We start from the raw sequence: 15929 nt of genomic DNA, 5'->3' as shown, positions 1-15929 counted from the left end.
CTATGGCAGACGGATTTGCTCGTAAGCCGCGCAGGGAAAAGAAGCTTATCGCCAAGAACCGTTCGGCTCATCATGAGTACTTTATTGACGAGACCTTCGAGTGTGGGGTCGAGCTTGCCGGTACCGAGGTACGCAGCCTGCGTGAACGCGCCTGTCAGATCACGGACTCCTTCGCCCTTATCCGCAACGGCGAGTGCTGGCTTCATAACGTGCACATTCATCCGTATTCCAACGGATCGATTTTCAACCGTGATCCCGATCGCCGTCGCAAGCTGCTGCTTCACCGCAAGCAGATCGACTATCTCGACGGTAAACTGCGCACGCGCGGGGTGGCGCTCGTGCCCTTGGAGTTGTATTTCAACGAGGATGGCCGTGTCAAGCTTCTGCTTGGCCTTGGCCGAGGTAAGAAGCTGTACGACAAGCGCGAGGACATGGCCAAGCGCGACGTGCAGCGCGAGATCGATCGGGCTCTCAAGCAACGTAGCCGGTAATCGCCCATTTTCCTTCAGACGGGCACCCATGTGCGATCGGGTGCCCGTTTGCGTTTGAGGCTCTCGGCATTCGATGCCCATGCAATGGACGCTGCCTGCGCGGACGCGTTCGACGTCCCTCCCACCGACTCATACGGATGCGACCGTCCCCGCGCCTTTGTAATCCCTATACTGGTGATAAGCGCGTGGCACGCGAGACATTTGAGAAAGGGGAATGTCATGGCTATCGATTCCACGGCGATGTTCGCGATGAGCTATGGGTTGTATGTCGTGTCTGCAGAGGCGGACGGCACCAAGGCGGGATGCGTGGTCAATACGGCGGTGCAGGTGACCGCCGAGCCCATTCGCATGACGGTCGCGGTGCACAAGGACAACGTGACATCTGGGGTCATCGCAAAGGCGGGGGCGTTCACAGTTACCGCAATCGATCAAACGGCGGACATGCCCTACATCGGCAACTTCGGCTTTCGCTCCAGTGACACCTATGACAAATTCGAGAAATACGAGACGGCAATCTCGGAGGTGGAGAGCCCCTATTGTCCGGAGCACGCGTGCGCGGTATATGCATGCAAGCTGATCGACAGCGTCGACGTGGGGACACATTATCTGTTCGTCGGCGAGGTCGTGCAAGCCGAGCGGCTTTCCGATGAGCCTCCTCTCACGTATGCTTACTACCACAGCACGCTCAAAGGCAAGACGCCCCCCAAAGCGAGTTCGTATCAGGGGTAGCGTCCCCGCTGGCATGGCCGGCTTGAAGTCTAGCGGGACGGTTACTGCGCGCTGCCCGATGCGTCGCATCCTTAGAGAAACTGCTTGATAATAGGAAACCATTCCGATAACATATCGGAACGTTTGAGGGAGATCCGAGATCGTTCATGGGAAGCTTGGCGTGTCTCATGTTCGGTAAACTTGGGTATACTCAACCTACGTTCAATCGCCTGTGAAAGGAGCCAATCATGGCTGACAAGACTTACAAGTTCGTTTGCGTTGTTTGCGGTTTCGAGGTCGAGGTCGACACTCCCGAGCTGCCCGAGGATTATGTCTGCCCCGTCTGCGGCGTTGGCCCGGATCAGTTCGAGCTCGTCGAGGAGTAGCTTCGAGTTTCGAGGGGCGATTCGTTCGCTCGTAACAAGCAACTCAATTTGCAGCAGGGACGTCTCTTCGGAGGCGTCCTTTTCATTGTGGGAGATATGCCGGGGTAATTACAAATCAGCCATAGGCAGTTTTGCCTCGAGCTCGTCGTCGTGATCGCTCCGCTTCTCCGTGTCAGGCGAAACGGGGCCTTGCCTGAGACGCCGGGCGAGAGCCCGGTTGTCGGGGCAGAATTCGTCGAGTAATGCGTGGAAGCGTGCGTTGTGGTTGGGTTCCAGCAGGTGGACGAGTTCATGGGCGACCACGAACTCAAGGCATTCGGGCGGATAGGCGGCGAGGCGAGCGTTGATGCGAATGGCGCCTGTGGACGGGGTGCACGAGCCCCATCGGGTTTTCATCGTGCGGATGCTCCACCGCGAGGCGCGGACGCCCATCCTCCGCTCCAGTCGAGCAGCGATGCGGGGAAGGACGCGCCCCAGTTCTTCGCGGTAGAGGTTGTCGATGAAGTCTTGACTGCCGTGATCGAAGCCGAGGGGCGTGAGGTCTCCCCACAGCGGGTACGAGGTTCGTCCATCGCCGTCGCTTTCCCCCTCGGTTGGGGAAATACGCGTGTTCCGCATCTGGGCGCGGCGGACGCGTTCGATTATCCAGCTTGCCTTGCAGTCCAGAAACGCCTGCGCGCGGGTGAAGGAGAGGCGCTGTGGAATGCTGAGTGCGACCGACCCGTCGCCGCGGACGCGCAGGTTGAGGTTCTTTACGTGTTTGCGAGTGACCTCGACGGGGATCTCGAGCCCATCGGCGTGCAGGGTGAGGACGAGGCGGGTGTCGCTCATGCGTTGCGGGCTCCTTTCGAGGTCGGCGGGCCTTTGGTTGGTGGCGCCTTGTCGCGCCGCTGGTGCACCGCGCATGGACGAGCGGCCTCGGCCGCGGGTTACGTGGCTGACGTGAACTGGGGTGCAGCGAGTCGCGGGGCGAGACGGATGGATCAGCTGCAGTCCGCATCACATCGCTGCGCAAACTCTTCTAGCTTGCGCGCGTCGTCGCACTTCTGTTGCGGGTTACACGGTACCATAGACTGAACTGTCGCCTACAGAAAGGACCGCCCATGAGCAACCGCGAACGCGAGGTCATCGGCGTCGACGACCGGGTCTCCCCGGCGCGCGCCATTCCGCTGGGAATCCAGCACATGATGAGCATGTTCGGCTCCACGGTGCTCGTACCCGTGCTGACCGGCCTCGATCCCAACGTCGCCATCATGTGCTCGGGCATCGGCACCATCTGCTACCTGCTCGTGACCGGCAACAAGATTCCCAGCTATCTGGGCAGCTCGTTCGCCTTCATCAGCCCCATCCTCGCGGTGGGCGCCACGCGCGGTCTCGACGCCGCCATGTCCGGTGTGATTGTGGCGGGCGCAGTGTTCCTCGTGGTGGCGGGCATCATCAAGCTCGTCGGCACGGGCTGGCTTGACCGCCTGCTGCCGCCCGTGCTCGTTGCCTCCGTCATGGTGGTCATCGGCGTGGGTCTGTCCGCCACCGCCGCCAACATGGCCTTTATGGGTACCGACGCCGCGGGTGCATCGGTGTTCAACCCGCAGGGCGCCCTGGTCGCCGCCGTCACGCTGCTCGCGGCGGTGATCTTTTCCGGGCGCGGCGGCATCGTCGGCACGGTGCCGGTGCTGCTCGCCATCATCGTGGGCTATGCGGTCGCCGTGGCGTTCGGCATGGTGGATTTCGCGCCCATCGCCCAGGCCGCATGGATCGGCCTGCCCAGCATCAGCTTCCCCAAGTTCGACATGGGCGCCATCGCGCTCATCGCGCCGGTCGCCGTGGTCACGGTCATCGAACATATCGGCCACCTGCTCGCCGTGGGCGAGATCGTCGACAAGGACTATCGCCCGCTGCTGCCGCGCTCACTCGCCGGCGACGGCCTGTCCACCATGATCTCGGGCTTCCTGGGAGGTCCTCCCACCACCACGTATGCCGAGAACATCGGCGTCATGAGCGTCACGCGCGTCTACTCCACCCAGATCTTCTGGTACGCGGGCGGATTCGCGCTCATCGTCGGCGGCCTGTGCCCCAAGCTCGCTGCGCTCATCAACTCCATCCCGAGCCCGGTCATGGGCGGCGTGTGCCTGCTGCTGTTCGGCCTCATTGCCTCCAACGGCCTGCGCATGCTCGTGTCCAATGGCGTGGATTTCGACGTGAACCGCAACCTCATGATCGCTTCGGTTGTCATCATCCTGGGCGTGGGCATGGAGACAGCGGGCATTGCCATCCCGTTGGGCGACTATACTCTGCCCGGCATGGCGACCTCCGCGCTCGTGGGCATCATCTTGAACCTGGTGCTCCCGCCGGAGAAGAACGCCGAGCCGAAAGGGTCTGACGAGTAACCAACGAACTGCCTCATGTGACGAAAGCCCTCTGTCACCTCATCGTGACGGAGGGCTTTGTCTTGGCGCGCGCGTACAATGACAGCATTTGGGGCACGGACGATAGGGGGCGTCATGCTCGATGGTGAGCTGTTCATATCTTCCGTTTCGATTCTGTGGGAGCTTGTCCACGGAGACGAGTACCTGCGCCGTATCTCCGCGCTCGCGTCGCTGGGCGAGCGTTCGCTCGCCTTCGACTCGAACGTCACGTTTTTCGTTGGCGAGAACGGGTCGGGTAAGTCGACCCTGCTCGAGGCCATGGCGGTCGCGTATGGCCTCAACGCCGAGGGAGGCACGTCCAACTACACGTTTGCCACGAGGGATTCCCATTCCGTCCTCCACGAGGGCATTTACATGGAGCGGGGGCGTTTGGCGCCGCGCAGCAGCTTCTTTTTGCGGGCGGAGAGCTTCTATAACGTCGCGTCCGAGGCCGATCGGTGCAGCATGAGGCCGGGGCTTCCGGGTGCGATGTACACGAATCCCGTTACAGGCGCAAGGGTCCCGCTGCACGAGATGAGCCATGGGGAGGCGTTTCTCGGATTCATCCAAGACGGCTCCCGGGACAATGGCCTGTATTTTCTCGATGAGCCCGAGGCGGCCCTTTCGCCTGCGCGGCAGCTGACCTTGCTGTACGAGATGGACCAGCTTGCACATCACGGCAGCCAGCTCATCGTGGCTACGCACTCGCCCATTCTCTTGGGGCTTCCGGGTGCGCGCATCATCTCATTTGACGATGGTGAGTTGCATGAGATCGGTTACGAGGAGACTGAGAGCTATCAGGTCACGGAGCTCTTTATCAATAATCGGGAGCGCATACTGCATGAGCTGCTCGAGCCTCGGGTATAGTGGTTCAACGTGCCGGCGGGGAGGCCTGAACTCGCCTTCGGCCATTTTGCAAGCCTTCCGCCTTCATCCGGGCGGGGATTACTACTATTGAAAGAGGATGCACATGTCCAACCAGGGTAAGACGGTCAAGGCCCACTACCGCGGCACGCTCGACGACGGCACCCAGTTCGATTCCAGCTACGATCGCGGCGAGCCCATCGAGTTCGTGGCCGGCGCCGGCCAGATGATCAAGGGCTTCGACGCCGCCGTGCTCGACATGGAGGTGGGCGAGAAGAAGACCGTCCACATCCCGGCCGCCGAGGCGTACGGTGAGCGCTCCGAGGACATGATCCTCTTCTTCCCGGCCGATCAGGTGCCGGATTTCGAGAAGATCGAGGTCGGCATGAAGCTCTTCCTGCAGGGTCCCGGCGGTATGCCCGTGCCCGTGACGGTCGTCGAGGTCTCGCCCGAGGGCGTCAAGCTCGACGCCAACCACGAGCTGGCAGGCTGCGACCTCAACTTCGACATCGAGCTCGTCGAGGTCGTGGAGTAGCGTCGCGTTCGCGCCGTCGCTAGGGCCGATGGCCCCTTGGCTCAAGTCGAAGCCCGGCTCCTCATAGCGGGGGCCGGGCTTTTGCGTGATTGCCGCCGTCACGTCGGGGCAATGGGGCTATTGGGCGAGATACGTCCAAACCAGCATGAGCACCACGACGAGCACGATGCTGGCAATTGCAAGTACGAGCTTCAAGCGCGCCCCTCGCGTGCGCTCGCGGACGGTCTTTTCGGCGGCGGCGAGCTCCTCGACTTCGGCGACGCGGTCAATGCGCTCGGCACGATCTGCCTCGAGGGCATGGGCAAGAGATACGGTCGCCTCGGGATGCGCGTGGATCTCATTGGCTTCATCAAGCGTCGATTGGGCGGCGTCCGCCTCCTTTTGCGCAACTTGGGCGGCGTGCTCTTCGGCTTTTGCCTCCTTTTCGCGTTCGGAAATCTCGCCACGCAGTTTTTTCTGACGCTTCTCGGCGTCATCTTTTGCCTCGCTGTACGCATCTCGCGCGCGGTCCGCCGCCGCTGCGACGGCGTTGAATGCCTCGCGTGCCGACGCCATGGGCTTCTCTGCCTCGGCGACGGCGGCGCGAGCCTCGTCAATTGCCGCTTGGGTTTCTTGTTCGATGCGCGGAACGTCATCCTTTGCCGTTCGCAGCGCGCACGCCGCGTCGGAGATCTCATCTTCGAGCTCGCGTTTGCGCACGGAGTACCCAGCGGGATTGGCGGAAGGGTTGCGCTGGATCTCGGCGTATTCGGCATTGAGCGTCGCCAGCAGCGACTCGGCGCTCTTGACCGTCTGCTGTGCGGCCGAGACGCCTTCGTCGTGCTCCTTGACCGTACGCTCGAGATTCTCCTGCGCATCATCGAGCCGACGCTGAAGGCGTTTGCCGGATTCGCGCGATGACCGCTCCTTGTCCTTCGCCGCATCGACGGCGGACTTGAGGCGACGCTCAACGGAGGCGTCCTCGTCTCGCATCTTCTCCAGGTTGTTTTTGAGTTCGGCGACTTCTGCGGCTATTGCGGCGCGACGCTCCTCGGCGGCCTCACGTGTCTGAACGGCGGCGTTCTTGCGAGCTGTTTCTTCTGCGACGATCTCGTCATAGCGCGACTCGATGTCGCGGCGGCGCGCGAGTTCGCGTTCGCGAGCGGCTATGGTGTTGTCCAGGCGCTCGAGCTCTCCGCGCGCCTCGCTGTGAGCGCGATGGGCTGCGCTCATCTCCTTCATGCTCGCCACGCCCTCTGCAAAGAACGCACCTACTGCCCGCGCGGCGTTGGTTTCTGTCCGGTCAGGCATGTTGGCCAAATCGGTTGAGCCGGCTGGCTCGGTGGTGCCGGTCGCGCCGGTCGAATCAGCCGAGATGGCCGAACCTGTCGAATTGGCCGAACGGGCCGAACCGGTCGGCTCAATGGCTCGGTTTTCGGGCTCGACTGCGACCCCATCTGCGTGTACTTCTTTGGCTGAGTCGCTGTTGGTTGCCGTCTCGTCGTTTGGGTTTGACGTCGCATCAACAGGCTGCATATCGTCACGTTCGCTCATGGTGCCCCTTTCGCATGCGGTCGATGCCCGCCGTTCGTATGGCTCTATCATACGGCGCGGTGCGGACGCATGGCTTTGGCTACCTTGATTCCAAGACGTTTTCGCATACTTGTCTTAGCGCTGCCTCTGGGAATGGGCGGTCTTGTTTATCCGTTTGGCGAATCGCGGAACGCCGCTTAACGAACAGCGTTGCCGGCTTTGATTGCGTGAGGTGTAAGAGGGGTATGGTTGCGGTAGTTGTGTGCAGGTTTCTGCACAATAATTAATTGAGAGGAGAAAGACATGGGGCTTTTCACCGGTAAGACCGTAATCGTCACGGGTGGCGGCAAGGCCACGCTCCAGGATGGTTCCGCCGGATCCATCGGTTACGGCATTGACATCGCATTCGCCAAGGAGGGCGCCAACCTCGTCATCACTGGCCGCAACGTGGCAAAGCTCGAGGCGGCCAAGGAATCGCTCGAGGCCGAGTACGGCATCGAGGTCCTTCCCGTCCAGGCAGACGTCTCCGCCGGCCAGGACAATGAGGCTATCGTGCAGCACGTCATCGACGAGGCGATTGCCAAGTTCGGTCGTATCGACGCGCTCGTGAACAACGCCCAGGCCTCTGCATCCGGTGTCACCATTGCCGACCACACCATGGAGCAGTTCGACCTGGCCCTGTACTCCGGACTGTACGCGACGTTCCTCTACATGCAGAAGTGCTATCCGCACCTCAAGGAGACCAAGGGCTCCGTGGTGAACTTCGCCTCCGGTGCAGGCCTGTTCGGCAATTACGGCCAGTGCTCATACGCCGCCGCCAAGGAGGGCATCCGCGGCCTGACGCGCGTTGCCGCGAACGAGTGGGGCAAGGACGGCGTCAACGTCAACATCGTCTGCCCGCTTGCCTGGACCGCCCAGCTGGAGAACTTCCAGAACGCGTATCCTGAGGCCTTCGAGGCCAACGTCCACATGCCGCCGGCGGGCCACTACGGTGACGTCGAGACCGAGATCGGCCGCGTCGTCGTTCAGCTGTGCGGACCCGACTTCAAGTACATGAACGGCGAGACCCTCACACTTGAGGGCGGCATGGGCCAGCGCCCGTAAGGCAAGACTGCGTTGCAAGGCCACATCGGCGGACCTGATGCCGATGTGGCAATCGCCCCCGGCGAACGGCCTAGCACCGAATCGTTACCGCCTTTGACGGGTGGAATCAAGGCGTGCTTTGGGTTGTAATCGATGCGTTCATGTTCCCATTGGCAAGGGGCGACTGGATTGGCGTGCGATTCGGTCGGACGGACCCGCATTCGGCCTCCCATTTCCCGGCAAGAGGCAAAAGCTGGGGGTGGGAGGCTTTTGCATGGCTTCGCGAGGCGAGGCGAGCCGCCTTTCCGCAAGGGTGAGCCGACTGCCCGTAAGTCTGAGCCGCCTTTCCATGGTCGAAACGGCACGCAAGCCGCCTTTCCCGTGGCCGAAGCGGCTCGCAAGTCGCTCATTGCTCACAAACTTGAGCTTTTTCGTATTGAAAATTGGTTTCGTGAAGTAGGGGCGGCTCTGCGTCCATAATCGCCACAGGTCATGCGCTTGCCACTGTTGTCGCTACTTTCTATTTCTCGATATCGATACGAAAAACCTCAACTTGTCCTGTCTCTCGCCCGTTCCGTATGCTCGTGGCGCGTCTCGCGCACTCGGAGTCGGCTGATTTGCCATCGGCTGGTGCATGCAATGCCGCCATCCCTGCGCTTGGAAGAACGAACGGGTCCATAGCGGGTAGAATTGAGCAACCGACTTGGAAGGGAAGACGATGGCACGTCAGGATATCGAGATTGATGAGGCGCTCACGGCGGTGGAGGACGCGCTTAACTGCCTTGACGCCGCGGCGCGTGATCTCAAGAGCGCCGGCAACTGGGGATGGTTTGACATCTTCGGTGGGGGATTCTTTAGTTCACTGATTAAGCACGACAAGATGCAGGCCGCGCGCCGCCACCTCTCCGCTGCTCAAGCGTCACTGGCACGCCTGGCAGACGGGCTGGATGACGTTCAGGGCTTCGCCGGGCTCGGCCCCGACGTCGGCGACTTCCTCCTCACTGCCGACTGGCTGTTCGACAACGCCTTCATGGACGCCATGGTCCAGCAGCGCATCATGGAGTCGAAGGGGCGCGTTGACAAGGCGATTTCCCAGTGCGAGCAGGTGCGCGATCAGCTCCTCTCTCTCAAGCGTCCCAACCGCGGCGCAAATAACGGACTACCGGGCGCGGAGTAGGCAAAACGACAGATGTAAAAGGGTTTGGACAGACATATTTTGTGCTGCTCAGGCGGGAGTGCGCGGAAAGGGCGTGCCCGATAGTACAATAAGCGGCTGATATCGCGCGGTGCCGCCGGCGCGCGGATGCGAGGTCCCCTTCGCGGGAGCGCCTCGCACGGAAGGGTGATCGCCCCGTGTGCGCCCGGCACCGAATAACCGAGGAGCCGTTTCATGGATCAGTCCCTGTTCAAGTACGAGATCGTCGCCGAAGACCCCAAGACGCATGCCCGTGCGGGCATTCTACACACGCCGCACGGTGATATCGAGACCCCGATTTTCATGCCGGTGGGCACCAAGGCGAACGTCAAGGGCATCCCCACCGAGACGGTCAAGGACCTTGGCGCCCAGATCGTGCTCGCCAATACCTATCACCTCGCCATGCGCCCCGGCGCGGACACCGTGGCGGAGCTCGGGGGCCTGCACGACTTCATGAATTGGCACGGCCCCATCCTCACGGACTCGGGTGGCTTCCAGATCTTCTCCCATTCCGACGCAGTCAAGCTCACCGACGAGGGTGTGCGCTTCATCGCCACCGATTACGACGGCTCTCACGTCTTCTGGACGCCCGAGGACAACATGGAAATCGCCATGAAGCTCGGCAGCGATATCTGCATGCAGCTCGACCAGTGCCCCGGGTACCCCGCCACGCGCAAGTTCGTGGAGCGCGCCGTCGAGCTCTCCAGCATGTGGGCCGAGCGCTGCTGCAAGGCCCATACCCGCGACGACCAGGCCCTGTTCGGCATCGTCCAGGGCGGCATGCACCTCGATCTGCGCTTGCGCTCCCTCAAGCACCTCGAGGAGATCGGCGACTTTCCCGGCTACGGCATCGGCGGCTATTCCGTGGGCGAGCCCCACGAGGTCATGTTCGAGACGCTCGAGCCGCTCGTGTCCGAGCACATGCCGCGCCGCAAGCCCCGCTACCTCATGGGCGTGGGCAACCCCACTACGCTCGTGCGCGGCGTGGGCTGCGGCATCGACATGTTCGACTGCGTCCTGCCCACGCGTACCGGCCGTATGGGCACGGCGTTCTCCAGCACCGGCCGCATGAATCTCAAGAACGCCAAGTTCGCGAAGGACCCGCGCCCCATCGACGAGAAGTGCACCTGCCCGGTGTGCACCGGCGGCTACTCTCGCGCGCTCATCCGCCACATGGTCACACAGAAGGAGATGCTCGGCGGCATTCTGCTGTCCCAGCACAACATTTACTTCCTGCTCGACCTCATGCGTCGCGCGCGTCAGGCCATCATCGAAGGCCGCTACGCCGAGTTCCAGGCCGAGTGGATGGCTGGCGAGGGAGCCGTGGACTTCTAGTCTGCCCGGCAATTGAAAGAGCGGAGGGTTCATCGCCCCCGTCCGCATTGCGCAATCGTCCCCGTTTGCGCTGCGTAGAGGGTAGGAATGTCGAAAATCGAGCCTCTCTCGCCCTCGTTTTTCGACATTCCTACCCCCTTTTGGTTCTCTTTTCATTGTGGGCGCCCATCTCCCGCGCCTTGGGCGCTGTTTTGGGTAGAACTACCTGCATGTGCGAATGGACGCGTGCTTGAAAGGATTCGCAGATGCCTTACTACGGCTATGGATATGGCTACGGGTTTGGATTTGACCCGTTGTATCTCGTTATCGTGCTGGTTACCACGGTTATCGGCCTGATGGCGCAAAACTACGTCAACTCGACCTATCGTCGCTGGTCCAAAGTCGCCTCGGACGGGGAGACGGGCGAGCAGGTTGCGCGTCGCATGCTCGACGACCTCGGGTGCGGTCGCGTGGGCATCAGGGGCACCTCGGGTCACCTGTCCGACCACTACGACCCGCGCGATAACAACCTCTACCTCTCCCGAGAGAACCTCAGCGGCGGATCGGTCGCGAGTGTCGCGGTCGCCTGCCACGAGGCGGGCCACGCCGCGCAACGCGAGAGCGGGTATTTTATGATGAAGGTCCGTCATGCGCTTGTGCCCGTGGTGAACTTCACCCAGAACATTTGGACCATCGTGTTCTTACTCGGCATCATGATGAATGTGGCCGGACTCACCACGTTCGCCATCGCACTGTTCGCGTTCTCCGTCATCTTCCAGCTGGTTACGCTCCCCGTCGAGATTGACGCCAGCCGCCGTGCGGTGGCCTATATCGAGCGTTCGGGCATGAGCGAGGTCAACGTTCGCGGTGCCCGCAAGGTGCTCACCGCAGCCGCCCTCACCTACGTGGCGGCAGCGCTTGCCAGCGTGATGCAGCTGCTCTATCTGCTCGCCCGCACCAACAGGAATCGCGACGAGTAGCCCTTCGCGAGCAGCCATACGTGAGCAGCCCCTGCGCGGTGCCCCACGCACCGTTGCGTGGCCGTGCTCGGGGCGCGTGGCTGCGAGGGGGCGCGGCGCGTGCCCGGGTGCGGTTCTGCTCGCTCACGCGGTGCTTCGTTTTGTCCGCACGCGTTGCTACACTGGTTCGAGTTCGAAGATACGAGTGAGAGGAGGGCATATGAACGCGTGGAACCTGACGGGCTCCTCGCCCGAGGCACCTTCCGCGGTGCCCGATGAGGACGCGCTTTCCGTCTCGCAAGCGGCAGAGCTCGCCGCCGGTGCGCTCCACGACATTCCCAAGATCACCGTGCTCGGCGAGGTGACCGGCTTTCGCGGTCCAAACGCTCGTAGCGGCCATTGCTATTTTCAGATCAAGGACGAGTCTGCGGCGCTCGATTGCATCGTGTGGAAGGGCACGTACGACAAGCGCGCCTTTGATTTGCGCGACGGCCTGCAAGTGCTGTTCACGGGGACGTTCGACCTGTACAAGCCCACGGGGAAGATGAGCTTCAAGGCGAGCTCCTTCACCTTGGCGGGGGAGGGCCTGCTTCGTCAGCAGGTTGCCCAACTTGCGGAGAAGCTACGCCGCGAGGGCCTCATGGAACCCGAGCGCAAGCGCCGCATTCCGGTCTTTTGCACGCGCATCGCCGTCGTCACGTCGCTATCCGGTGCCGTCGTCAACGATGTCAAGCGCACGCTGCGCCGCCGCAACCCGCTGGTCGAGGTCGTCTGTGTGGGGGCGAAGGTCCAAGGGGAGGGTGCTCCCGCCGAGCTCATCGAGGGGCTGCGCCGTGCGGCCGCGATTTCGCCCGCACCCGATTGCATCCTGCTCGTTCGCGGTGGTGGTTCCTTCGAGGATCTCATGACCTTCAACGACGAGTCCCTCGCCCGCGCCGTCGCGGCCAGTCCCGTGCCCGTGGTGACCGGCATCGGACACGAGCCCGACAATTCGATTTGCGATATGGTGAGCGACCGCCGGTGCTCCACACCCACAGCGGCGGCGGAGTCGGTGGCCCCCGAGTTCGCCGAACTCGTTAATGTGCTGAATATGCGTGAGCAGCGGCTGCAGCGCTCCCTGGTATCGTTGACCGCTTCCGCGGATGCGGAATGTGAGGGCATGCTGGGGAGGATCTCCCGCGCGATGTCCATGCGGCTCGAGCGTCTTGCACTCGAGGTCGATGGCTATGCGTCGCGTCCGTGCCTGGTCGACCCCACGAATGTCGTCGATCGTCGCCGTGCCGAGCTCGCGCAGACGGCGGATCGATTCGCCGTCGTGTGCGACCGCTCGCAGGAGCGCTTTACCGGTGCGCTCGACCGCCTGGCACCGCGCCTGGAGGCGAGCGTTTCCGGTCTGGGCGTCAAACGTCACGCCCTGGACCTGTACACCTCTAAGCTACGTGCCAAGGGTTCGATCATCTTGAGCGGCCCCTTGGCGGATCTGGGGAAAAACGCGGCAGCACTCGATGCGCTCTCGCCGCTCAAGGTCCTCGGCCGCGGGTACTCCATCGCCTACGACGGTGCCGGGCGCGTCGCGACGAGCGTGGACGTGTTCGCGCCGGGTGACGAAGTGCGGGTACGCATGGCCGACGGCGAAGTGAGTGCATCTGTCCGCAACATCACACATGCTGGGAAATAAGCCGAGAAGATACAGGAAGCTACGCGTCGCCCGGAGTGGCGCCGAGTAAGGAGAAGAACATGGCAGATCGCAAGAACGTTGAGGAGCTTACCTACAAGGAGGCGTCCACCGAGCTTGAGCTTATCATCCGCAGTCTCGAGTCAGGTGATATGGAGCTCGAGGAATCGCTCGAGAGCTACACGCGCGGCGTGGAGCTTCTCAAGAGCCTCCGCGGTCGTCTGGCAGCGGCCGAGCAAAAGGTCTCCGTCCTGCTGCAAGATGTCGACGGTACCGATCAGCTTGTCCCGGGTGAGCCCGCGGATGACGCCGACAGCCTCAACCTCTAAGAGCCATCCCCTCAACCCGTAGTCGCCCTTTCGATGCGATAATCGAGGGGGACGTCGTTTGTCGGTAGGGGGCATATCGTCCCGCGCGCAGTTCCGCAAGAGCCGGACCGTCCGGTGGACGGTCCGTGCGAGCCGGGACTGTTTGAGCACGGGTCGATATGCCCCCCCTGCCGACACGGGAACACAATTGAAAGGAGCCCCATGTCCGACTGCATCTTCTGCAAAATTGCCGCCCACGAGATCCCCTCGACCATCGTCTACGAGGATGACCTGGTCATCGCGTTTGACGACCTCAACCCGCAGGCGCCCGCGCACACGCTCGTGATTCCCAAGGAGCACTACGACAACATCATCGATGGCATTCCCGCCGAGACGCTCGCCGCCATGATGCACGCAGTGGCCGAGGTCGCCCGCATCAAGGGCCTCGATGAGGGCTTCCGCGTGATTTCGAACAAGGGCGAGGCCGCCGGTCAAACCGTCATGCACGTTCACTTGCACGTGCTCGGCGGCAAGCCGCTCGGCGAAGGACTCATTTGAGGCCGCAGGGCCCGCATGCAAAATATCGTTGTGCGCGCGGTGGGATGCCTGCGTGCGCACATTCGCGCTATGATAGAACCGTTGTAACGTCCTGCGCGACGCACGATTGTCCGCGCATCATTTGTAGGGAGTGTCATGAACGTCCTCGTTCTCAACGCCGGTAGCTCGAGTCTCAAGTTCCAGCTCATGAACACCAAGACTCGCGAGGTCTTCACCAAGGGCAACTGCGAGAAGATCGGCCTCGAAGAGGGAATCTTCGGTCACAGCGAGGGTGGGGAAAAGGTCAAGGAGGCCGTCGTTCTACCCGACCACGGCACGGCCGTTCGCATGGTCATCGATCTTATCAACGAGCATGGCTTCGAGATGGACGCCATCGGCCATCGTATCGTCCAGGGCGGCTGGCACTTCACCGATTCTGCCCTCGTTGACGACGACGTGCTCGCCAAGATCTACGAGGTGGCGCCCCTCGCCCCCCTGCACAACTACGCTGAGGCCGGCGTAATCGAGTTCTGCCGCGATGCCTATCCGAGTATTCCGAACGTCGCTGTGTTCGACACCTCCTTCCACATGGGCATGCCCGAGATGTCCTACACCTACCCGCTGCCTCGCGAGGTTCGCGAGAAGTACCACGTGCGCAAGTACGGCGCGCACGGCACGAGCCATCGCTATGAGTGGAAGACCGCCAAGGAGATGCTCGGCGACCGCTGCCACCGCCTGCTGTCCTGCCACTTGGGCAATGGCAGCTCCCTGTGCGCCATCGAGGACGGCGTGTGCCGCGACACCACGATGGGCCTGACCCCGCTCGACGGCCTCATGATGGGCACCCGCTGCGGCTCCATCGACCCCGCCACCGTCTGCTACCTGCAGCGCGTGGGTGGCTACACCGCCGACGAGGTCGATACCATGATGAACAAGCAGTCCGGTATCCTCGCCATGTATGAGAAGACGAGCGATGCGCGCGACATTCGCGAGGCGGCGCTCGAGGGCGACGAGAAGGCGCTGTTCACGCTCGACCTGTTCGCCTACAAGGCGATGCTGCACTCCGGCTCCATGATCTTCTCCATGGCCGGCGTCGACACCATCACCTTCGCTGGTGGCATTGGCGAGAACGACTGGGCGACCCGTCAGGCGTTCTGCGAGTTCCTCGAGTGGCTCGGCGTTCGCGTTGATCGCGCCAAGAACAGGGAGTGCGTGGGCGGCAAGGGCGGCGTCATTTCCGCTGCCGGCTCTAGCGTCACCGTCGTGGTCATTCCCACGGACGAGGAGTATATGATTTCGCTGGACGTCGAGCGCTTGGCCAAGTAACCTCGCTCACCAGAGCATCACGCGAAGCGGCCCCTCACATGAGGGGCCGCTTTCAGTTGGGGACTACTTGACCGTGAGGACGGGAATCTCGGACGAACGCAGAACGCCGTAACTCACGCTGCCGAGCATGCCGCGCAGGGCGCCCAAGCCGCGCCGGCCCATGATGATGAGGTCGCAGCGATGGTCGGCGGCGTAGTTGGTGATCCCGTCCACAGGGGAGGGTGCCAGGCGCGTATCAATGACGACCTTGGCCTTGATGGCATCTAGGTCCTTGCCAAGGATGCTGCCGATGCTGTCGCGCAGCTCGCGGTCAGAGCGCTCGGCGATCGAGGTGAGGAGTGACTCGTAGCTCGTGTAGTCGATGGGGGCCTCTCCAAAGGCACCAGCGGCGGAGATCATCGAGGGCGGCATGATATCGTTCGATACGACCGTGACGATATGGATCGTCGCCGTGGGGTCGTCCCCCACGAAGTCGATGGCAAGATGGAGCGCCGCCTGCGCGTGCTCGGACTCATCGAAGGGAACCAAAACGTTCTTGAACAACATGGGTGCCCCTTTCTCTCGCCTTGGCATCCGTTATGACATCTGTACCCTTTGGCGGGCAACCGTAGTCGTTTCGGCCGCACCTTGC

Annotated in this window: 17 protein-coding genes; 14 read left to right on the top strand and 3 right to left on the bottom strand. The window is 62.4% G+C overall.

Annotated features, from left to right (window positions below; genetic code table 11):
• Positions 1 to 2 precede the first annotated feature (2 nt).
• The 3 genes from smpB to Q5Q88_RS02760 all read left to right on the top strand — a co-directional run bounded on the left by smpB (position 3) and on the right by Q5Q88_RS02760 (position 1585).
• Positions 3 to 491: an SsrA-binding protein SmpB gene (smpB, locus tag Q5Q88_RS02770; RefSeq protein WP_118653582.1), complete on the top strand. Its 489-nt coding sequence runs from the start codon at positions 3 to 5 to the stop codon at positions 489 to 491.
• A 219-nt stretch (positions 492 to 710) separates the two neighbouring features.
• Positions 711 to 1220, top strand: coding sequence for a flavin reductase family protein (locus Q5Q88_RS02765; protein ID WP_302741707.1), 510 nt, complete (start codon positions 711 to 713; stop codon positions 1218 to 1220).
• A 227-nt stretch (positions 1221 to 1447) separates the two neighbouring features.
• A complete protein-coding gene (locus Q5Q88_RS02760) occupies positions 1448 to 1585 on the top strand; it encodes a rubredoxin-like domain-containing protein (protein ID WP_118653581.1) in 138 nt (45 codons plus the stop codon).
• 108 nt (positions 1586 to 1693) lie between these two features.
• Here the strand turns inward: Q5Q88_RS02760 and Q5Q88_RS02755 are convergent, their stop codons facing one another.
• Positions 1694 to 2416 carry a M48 family metallopeptidase gene (locus Q5Q88_RS02755; protein WP_302741706.1) on the bottom strand — a complete coding sequence of 241 codons (723 nt, stop codon included), beginning with the start codon at positions 2414 to 2416 and terminating at the stop codon, positions 1694 to 1696.
• Positions 2417 to 2688: 272 nt separating this feature from the next.
• On the opposite strand from Q5Q88_RS02755, the gene Q5Q88_RS02750 reads away from it, so the two are divergent.
• The 3 genes from Q5Q88_RS02750 to Q5Q88_RS02740 all read left to right on the top strand — a co-directional run bounded on the left by Q5Q88_RS02750 (position 2689) and on the right by Q5Q88_RS02740 (position 5389).
• The gene (locus Q5Q88_RS02750) at positions 2689 to 3972 is read left to right on the top strand and encodes a uracil-xanthine permease family protein (RefSeq protein ID WP_302741705.1); all 1284 of its coding nucleotides are present in this window, start codon (positions 2689 to 2691) and stop codon (positions 3970 to 3972) included.
• A 114-nt stretch (positions 3973 to 4086) separates the two neighbouring features.
• Positions 4087 to 4857 carry an AAA family ATPase gene (locus tag Q5Q88_RS02745; protein ID WP_118653578.1) on the top strand — a complete coding sequence of 257 codons (771 nt, stop codon included), beginning with the start codon at positions 4087 to 4089 and terminating at the stop codon, positions 4855 to 4857.
• Positions 4858 to 4960: 103 nt separating this feature from the next.
• Positions 4961 to 5389, top strand: a complete 429-nt coding sequence (locus Q5Q88_RS02740; RefSeq protein ID WP_039910319.1) for a peptidylprolyl isomerase — start codon at positions 4961 to 4963, stop codon at positions 5387 to 5389.
• Positions 5390 to 5506: 117 nt separating this feature from the next.
• Here the strand turns inward: Q5Q88_RS02740 and Q5Q88_RS02735 are convergent, their stop codons facing one another.
• The gene (locus Q5Q88_RS02735) at positions 5507 to 6922 is read right to left on the bottom strand and encodes a hypothetical protein (RefSeq protein ID WP_302741704.1); all 1416 of its coding nucleotides are present in this window, start codon (positions 6920 to 6922) and stop codon (positions 5507 to 5509) included.
• Positions 6923 to 7204: 282 nt separating this feature from the next.
• Here Q5Q88_RS02735 and Q5Q88_RS02730 point away from each other — a divergent pair, with 282 nt between their 5' ends.
• From Q5Q88_RS02730 to Q5Q88_RS02695, 8 genes are all read left to right on the top strand, one after another.
• Positions 7205 to 8005 (top strand): SDR family NAD(P)-dependent oxidoreductase, encoded by an 801-nt coding sequence (locus tag Q5Q88_RS02730; protein WP_302741703.1) that lies wholly within the window; start codon positions 7205 to 7207, stop codon positions 8003 to 8005.
• A 697-nt stretch (positions 8006 to 8702) separates the two neighbouring features.
• Positions 8703 to 9161 carry a hypothetical protein gene (locus Q5Q88_RS02725; RefSeq protein WP_294122536.1) on the top strand — a complete coding sequence of 153 codons (459 nt, stop codon included), beginning with the start codon at positions 8703 to 8705 and terminating at the stop codon, positions 9159 to 9161.
• Positions 9162 to 9374: 213 nt separating this feature from the next.
• Complete coding sequence (tgt, locus tag Q5Q88_RS02720) at positions 9375 to 10514, top strand: tRNA guanosine(34) transglycosylase Tgt (protein ID WP_302741702.1); 1140 nt, start codon at positions 9375 to 9377, stop codon at positions 10512 to 10514.
• A gap of 245 nt (positions 10515 to 10759) precedes the next feature.
• Positions 10760 to 11473: a zinc metallopeptidase gene (locus Q5Q88_RS02715; protein WP_302741701.1), complete on the top strand. Its 714-nt coding sequence runs from the start codon at positions 10760 to 10762 to the stop codon at positions 11471 to 11473.
• A 199-nt stretch (positions 11474 to 11672) separates the two neighbouring features.
• Positions 11673 to 13130, top strand: coding sequence for an exodeoxyribonuclease VII large subunit (gene xseA / locus Q5Q88_RS02710; protein WP_302741699.1), 1458 nt, complete (start codon positions 11673 to 11675; stop codon positions 13128 to 13130).
• 59 nt (positions 13131 to 13189) lie between these two features.
• The gene (gene xseB / locus Q5Q88_RS02705) at positions 13190 to 13456 is read left to right on the top strand and encodes an exodeoxyribonuclease VII small subunit (protein WP_294122546.1); all 267 of its coding nucleotides are present in this window, start codon (positions 13190 to 13192) and stop codon (positions 13454 to 13456) included.
• Between the two features lie 201 nt (positions 13457 to 13657).
• Complete coding sequence (locus tag Q5Q88_RS02700) at positions 13658 to 13993, top strand: HIT family protein (protein ID WP_294122549.1); 336 nt, start codon at positions 13658 to 13660, stop codon at positions 13991 to 13993.
• A 135-nt stretch (positions 13994 to 14128) separates the two neighbouring features.
• On the top strand, positions 14129 to 15298 hold the full coding sequence (locus tag Q5Q88_RS02695) for an acetate/propionate family kinase (RefSeq protein WP_118653569.1): 1170 nt from the start codon (positions 14129 to 14131) through the stop codon (positions 15296 to 15298).
• Positions 15299 to 15361: 63 nt separating this feature from the next.
• On the opposite strand, the gene Q5Q88_RS02690 is transcribed toward Q5Q88_RS02695, so the two are convergent.
• Positions 15362 to 15844, bottom strand: a complete 483-nt coding sequence (locus Q5Q88_RS02690) for a universal stress protein (RefSeq protein ID WP_302741695.1) — start codon at positions 15842 to 15844, stop codon at positions 15362 to 15364.
• Between the last annotated feature and the right edge of the window lie 85 nt (positions 15845 to 15929).

Origin of the sequence: uncultured Collinsella sp. (genome assembly GCF_959026545.1) — a bacterium.
Classification (GTDB): domain Bacteria; phylum Actinomycetota; class Coriobacteriia; order Coriobacteriales; family Coriobacteriaceae; genus Collinsella.
This window is presented reverse-complemented; position numbering and strand designations above follow the sequence as displayed.

Bases quoted from the DNA above. Each gene is read 5' to 3' on its own strand.
- Q5Q88_RS02690 (WP_302741695.1), bottom strand. From the start codon at position 15,844: ATGTTGTTCAAGAACGTTTTGGTTCCCTTCGATGAGTCCGAGCACGCG.
- Q5Q88_RS02745 (WP_118653578.1), top strand. From the start codon at position 4,087: ATGCTCGATGGTGAGCTGTTCATATCTTCCGTTTCGATTCTGTGGGAG.
- smpB (WP_118653582.1), top strand. From the start codon at position 3: ATGGCAGACGGATTTGCTCGTAAGCCGCGCAGGGAAAAGAAGCTTATC.
- Q5Q88_RS02725 (WP_294122536.1), top strand. From the start codon at position 8,703: ATGGCACGTCAGGATATCGAGATTGATGAGGCGCTCACGGCGGTGGAG.
- Q5Q88_RS02755 (WP_302741706.1), bottom strand. From the start codon at position 2,416: ATGAGCGACACCCGCCTCGTCCTCACCCTGCACGCCGATGGGCTCGAG.
- xseB (WP_294122546.1), top strand. From the start codon at position 13,190: ATGGCAGATCGCAAGAACGTTGAGGAGCTTACCTACAAGGAGGCGTCC.
- Q5Q88_RS02695 (WP_118653569.1), top strand. From the start codon at position 14,129: ATGAACGTCCTCGTTCTCAACGCCGGTAGCTCGAGTCTCAAGTTCCAG.
- Q5Q88_RS02740 (WP_039910319.1), top strand. From the start codon at position 4,961: ATGTCCAACCAGGGTAAGACGGTCAAGGCCCACTACCGCGGCACGCTC.
- Q5Q88_RS02735 (WP_302741704.1), bottom strand. From the start codon at position 6,922: ATGAGCGAACGTGACGATATGCAGCCTGTTGATGCGACGTCAAACCCA.
- tgt (WP_302741702.1), top strand. From the start codon at position 9,375: ATGGATCAGTCCCTGTTCAAGTACGAGATCGTCGCCGAAGACCCCAAG.
- Q5Q88_RS02750 (WP_302741705.1), top strand. From the start codon at position 2,689: ATGAGCAACCGCGAACGCGAGGTCATCGGCGTCGACGACCGGGTCTCC.
- Q5Q88_RS02760 (WP_118653581.1), top strand. From the start codon at position 1,448: ATGGCTGACAAGACTTACAAGTTCGTTTGCGTTGTTTGCGGTTTCGAG.
- Q5Q88_RS02700 (WP_294122549.1), top strand. From the start codon at position 13,658: ATGTCCGACTGCATCTTCTGCAAAATTGCCGCCCACGAGATCCCCTCG.
- Q5Q88_RS02730 (WP_302741703.1), top strand. From the start codon at position 7,205: ATGGGGCTTTTCACCGGTAAGACCGTAATCGTCACGGGTGGCGGCAAG.
- Q5Q88_RS02765 (WP_302741707.1), top strand. From the start codon at position 711: ATGGCTATCGATTCCACGGCGATGTTCGCGATGAGCTATGGGTTGTAT.
- xseA (WP_302741699.1), top strand. From the start codon at position 11,673: ATGAACGCGTGGAACCTGACGGGCTCCTCGCCCGAGGCACCTTCCGCG.
- Q5Q88_RS02715 (WP_302741701.1), top strand. From the start codon at position 10,760: ATGCCTTACTACGGCTATGGATATGGCTACGGGTTTGGATTTGACCCG.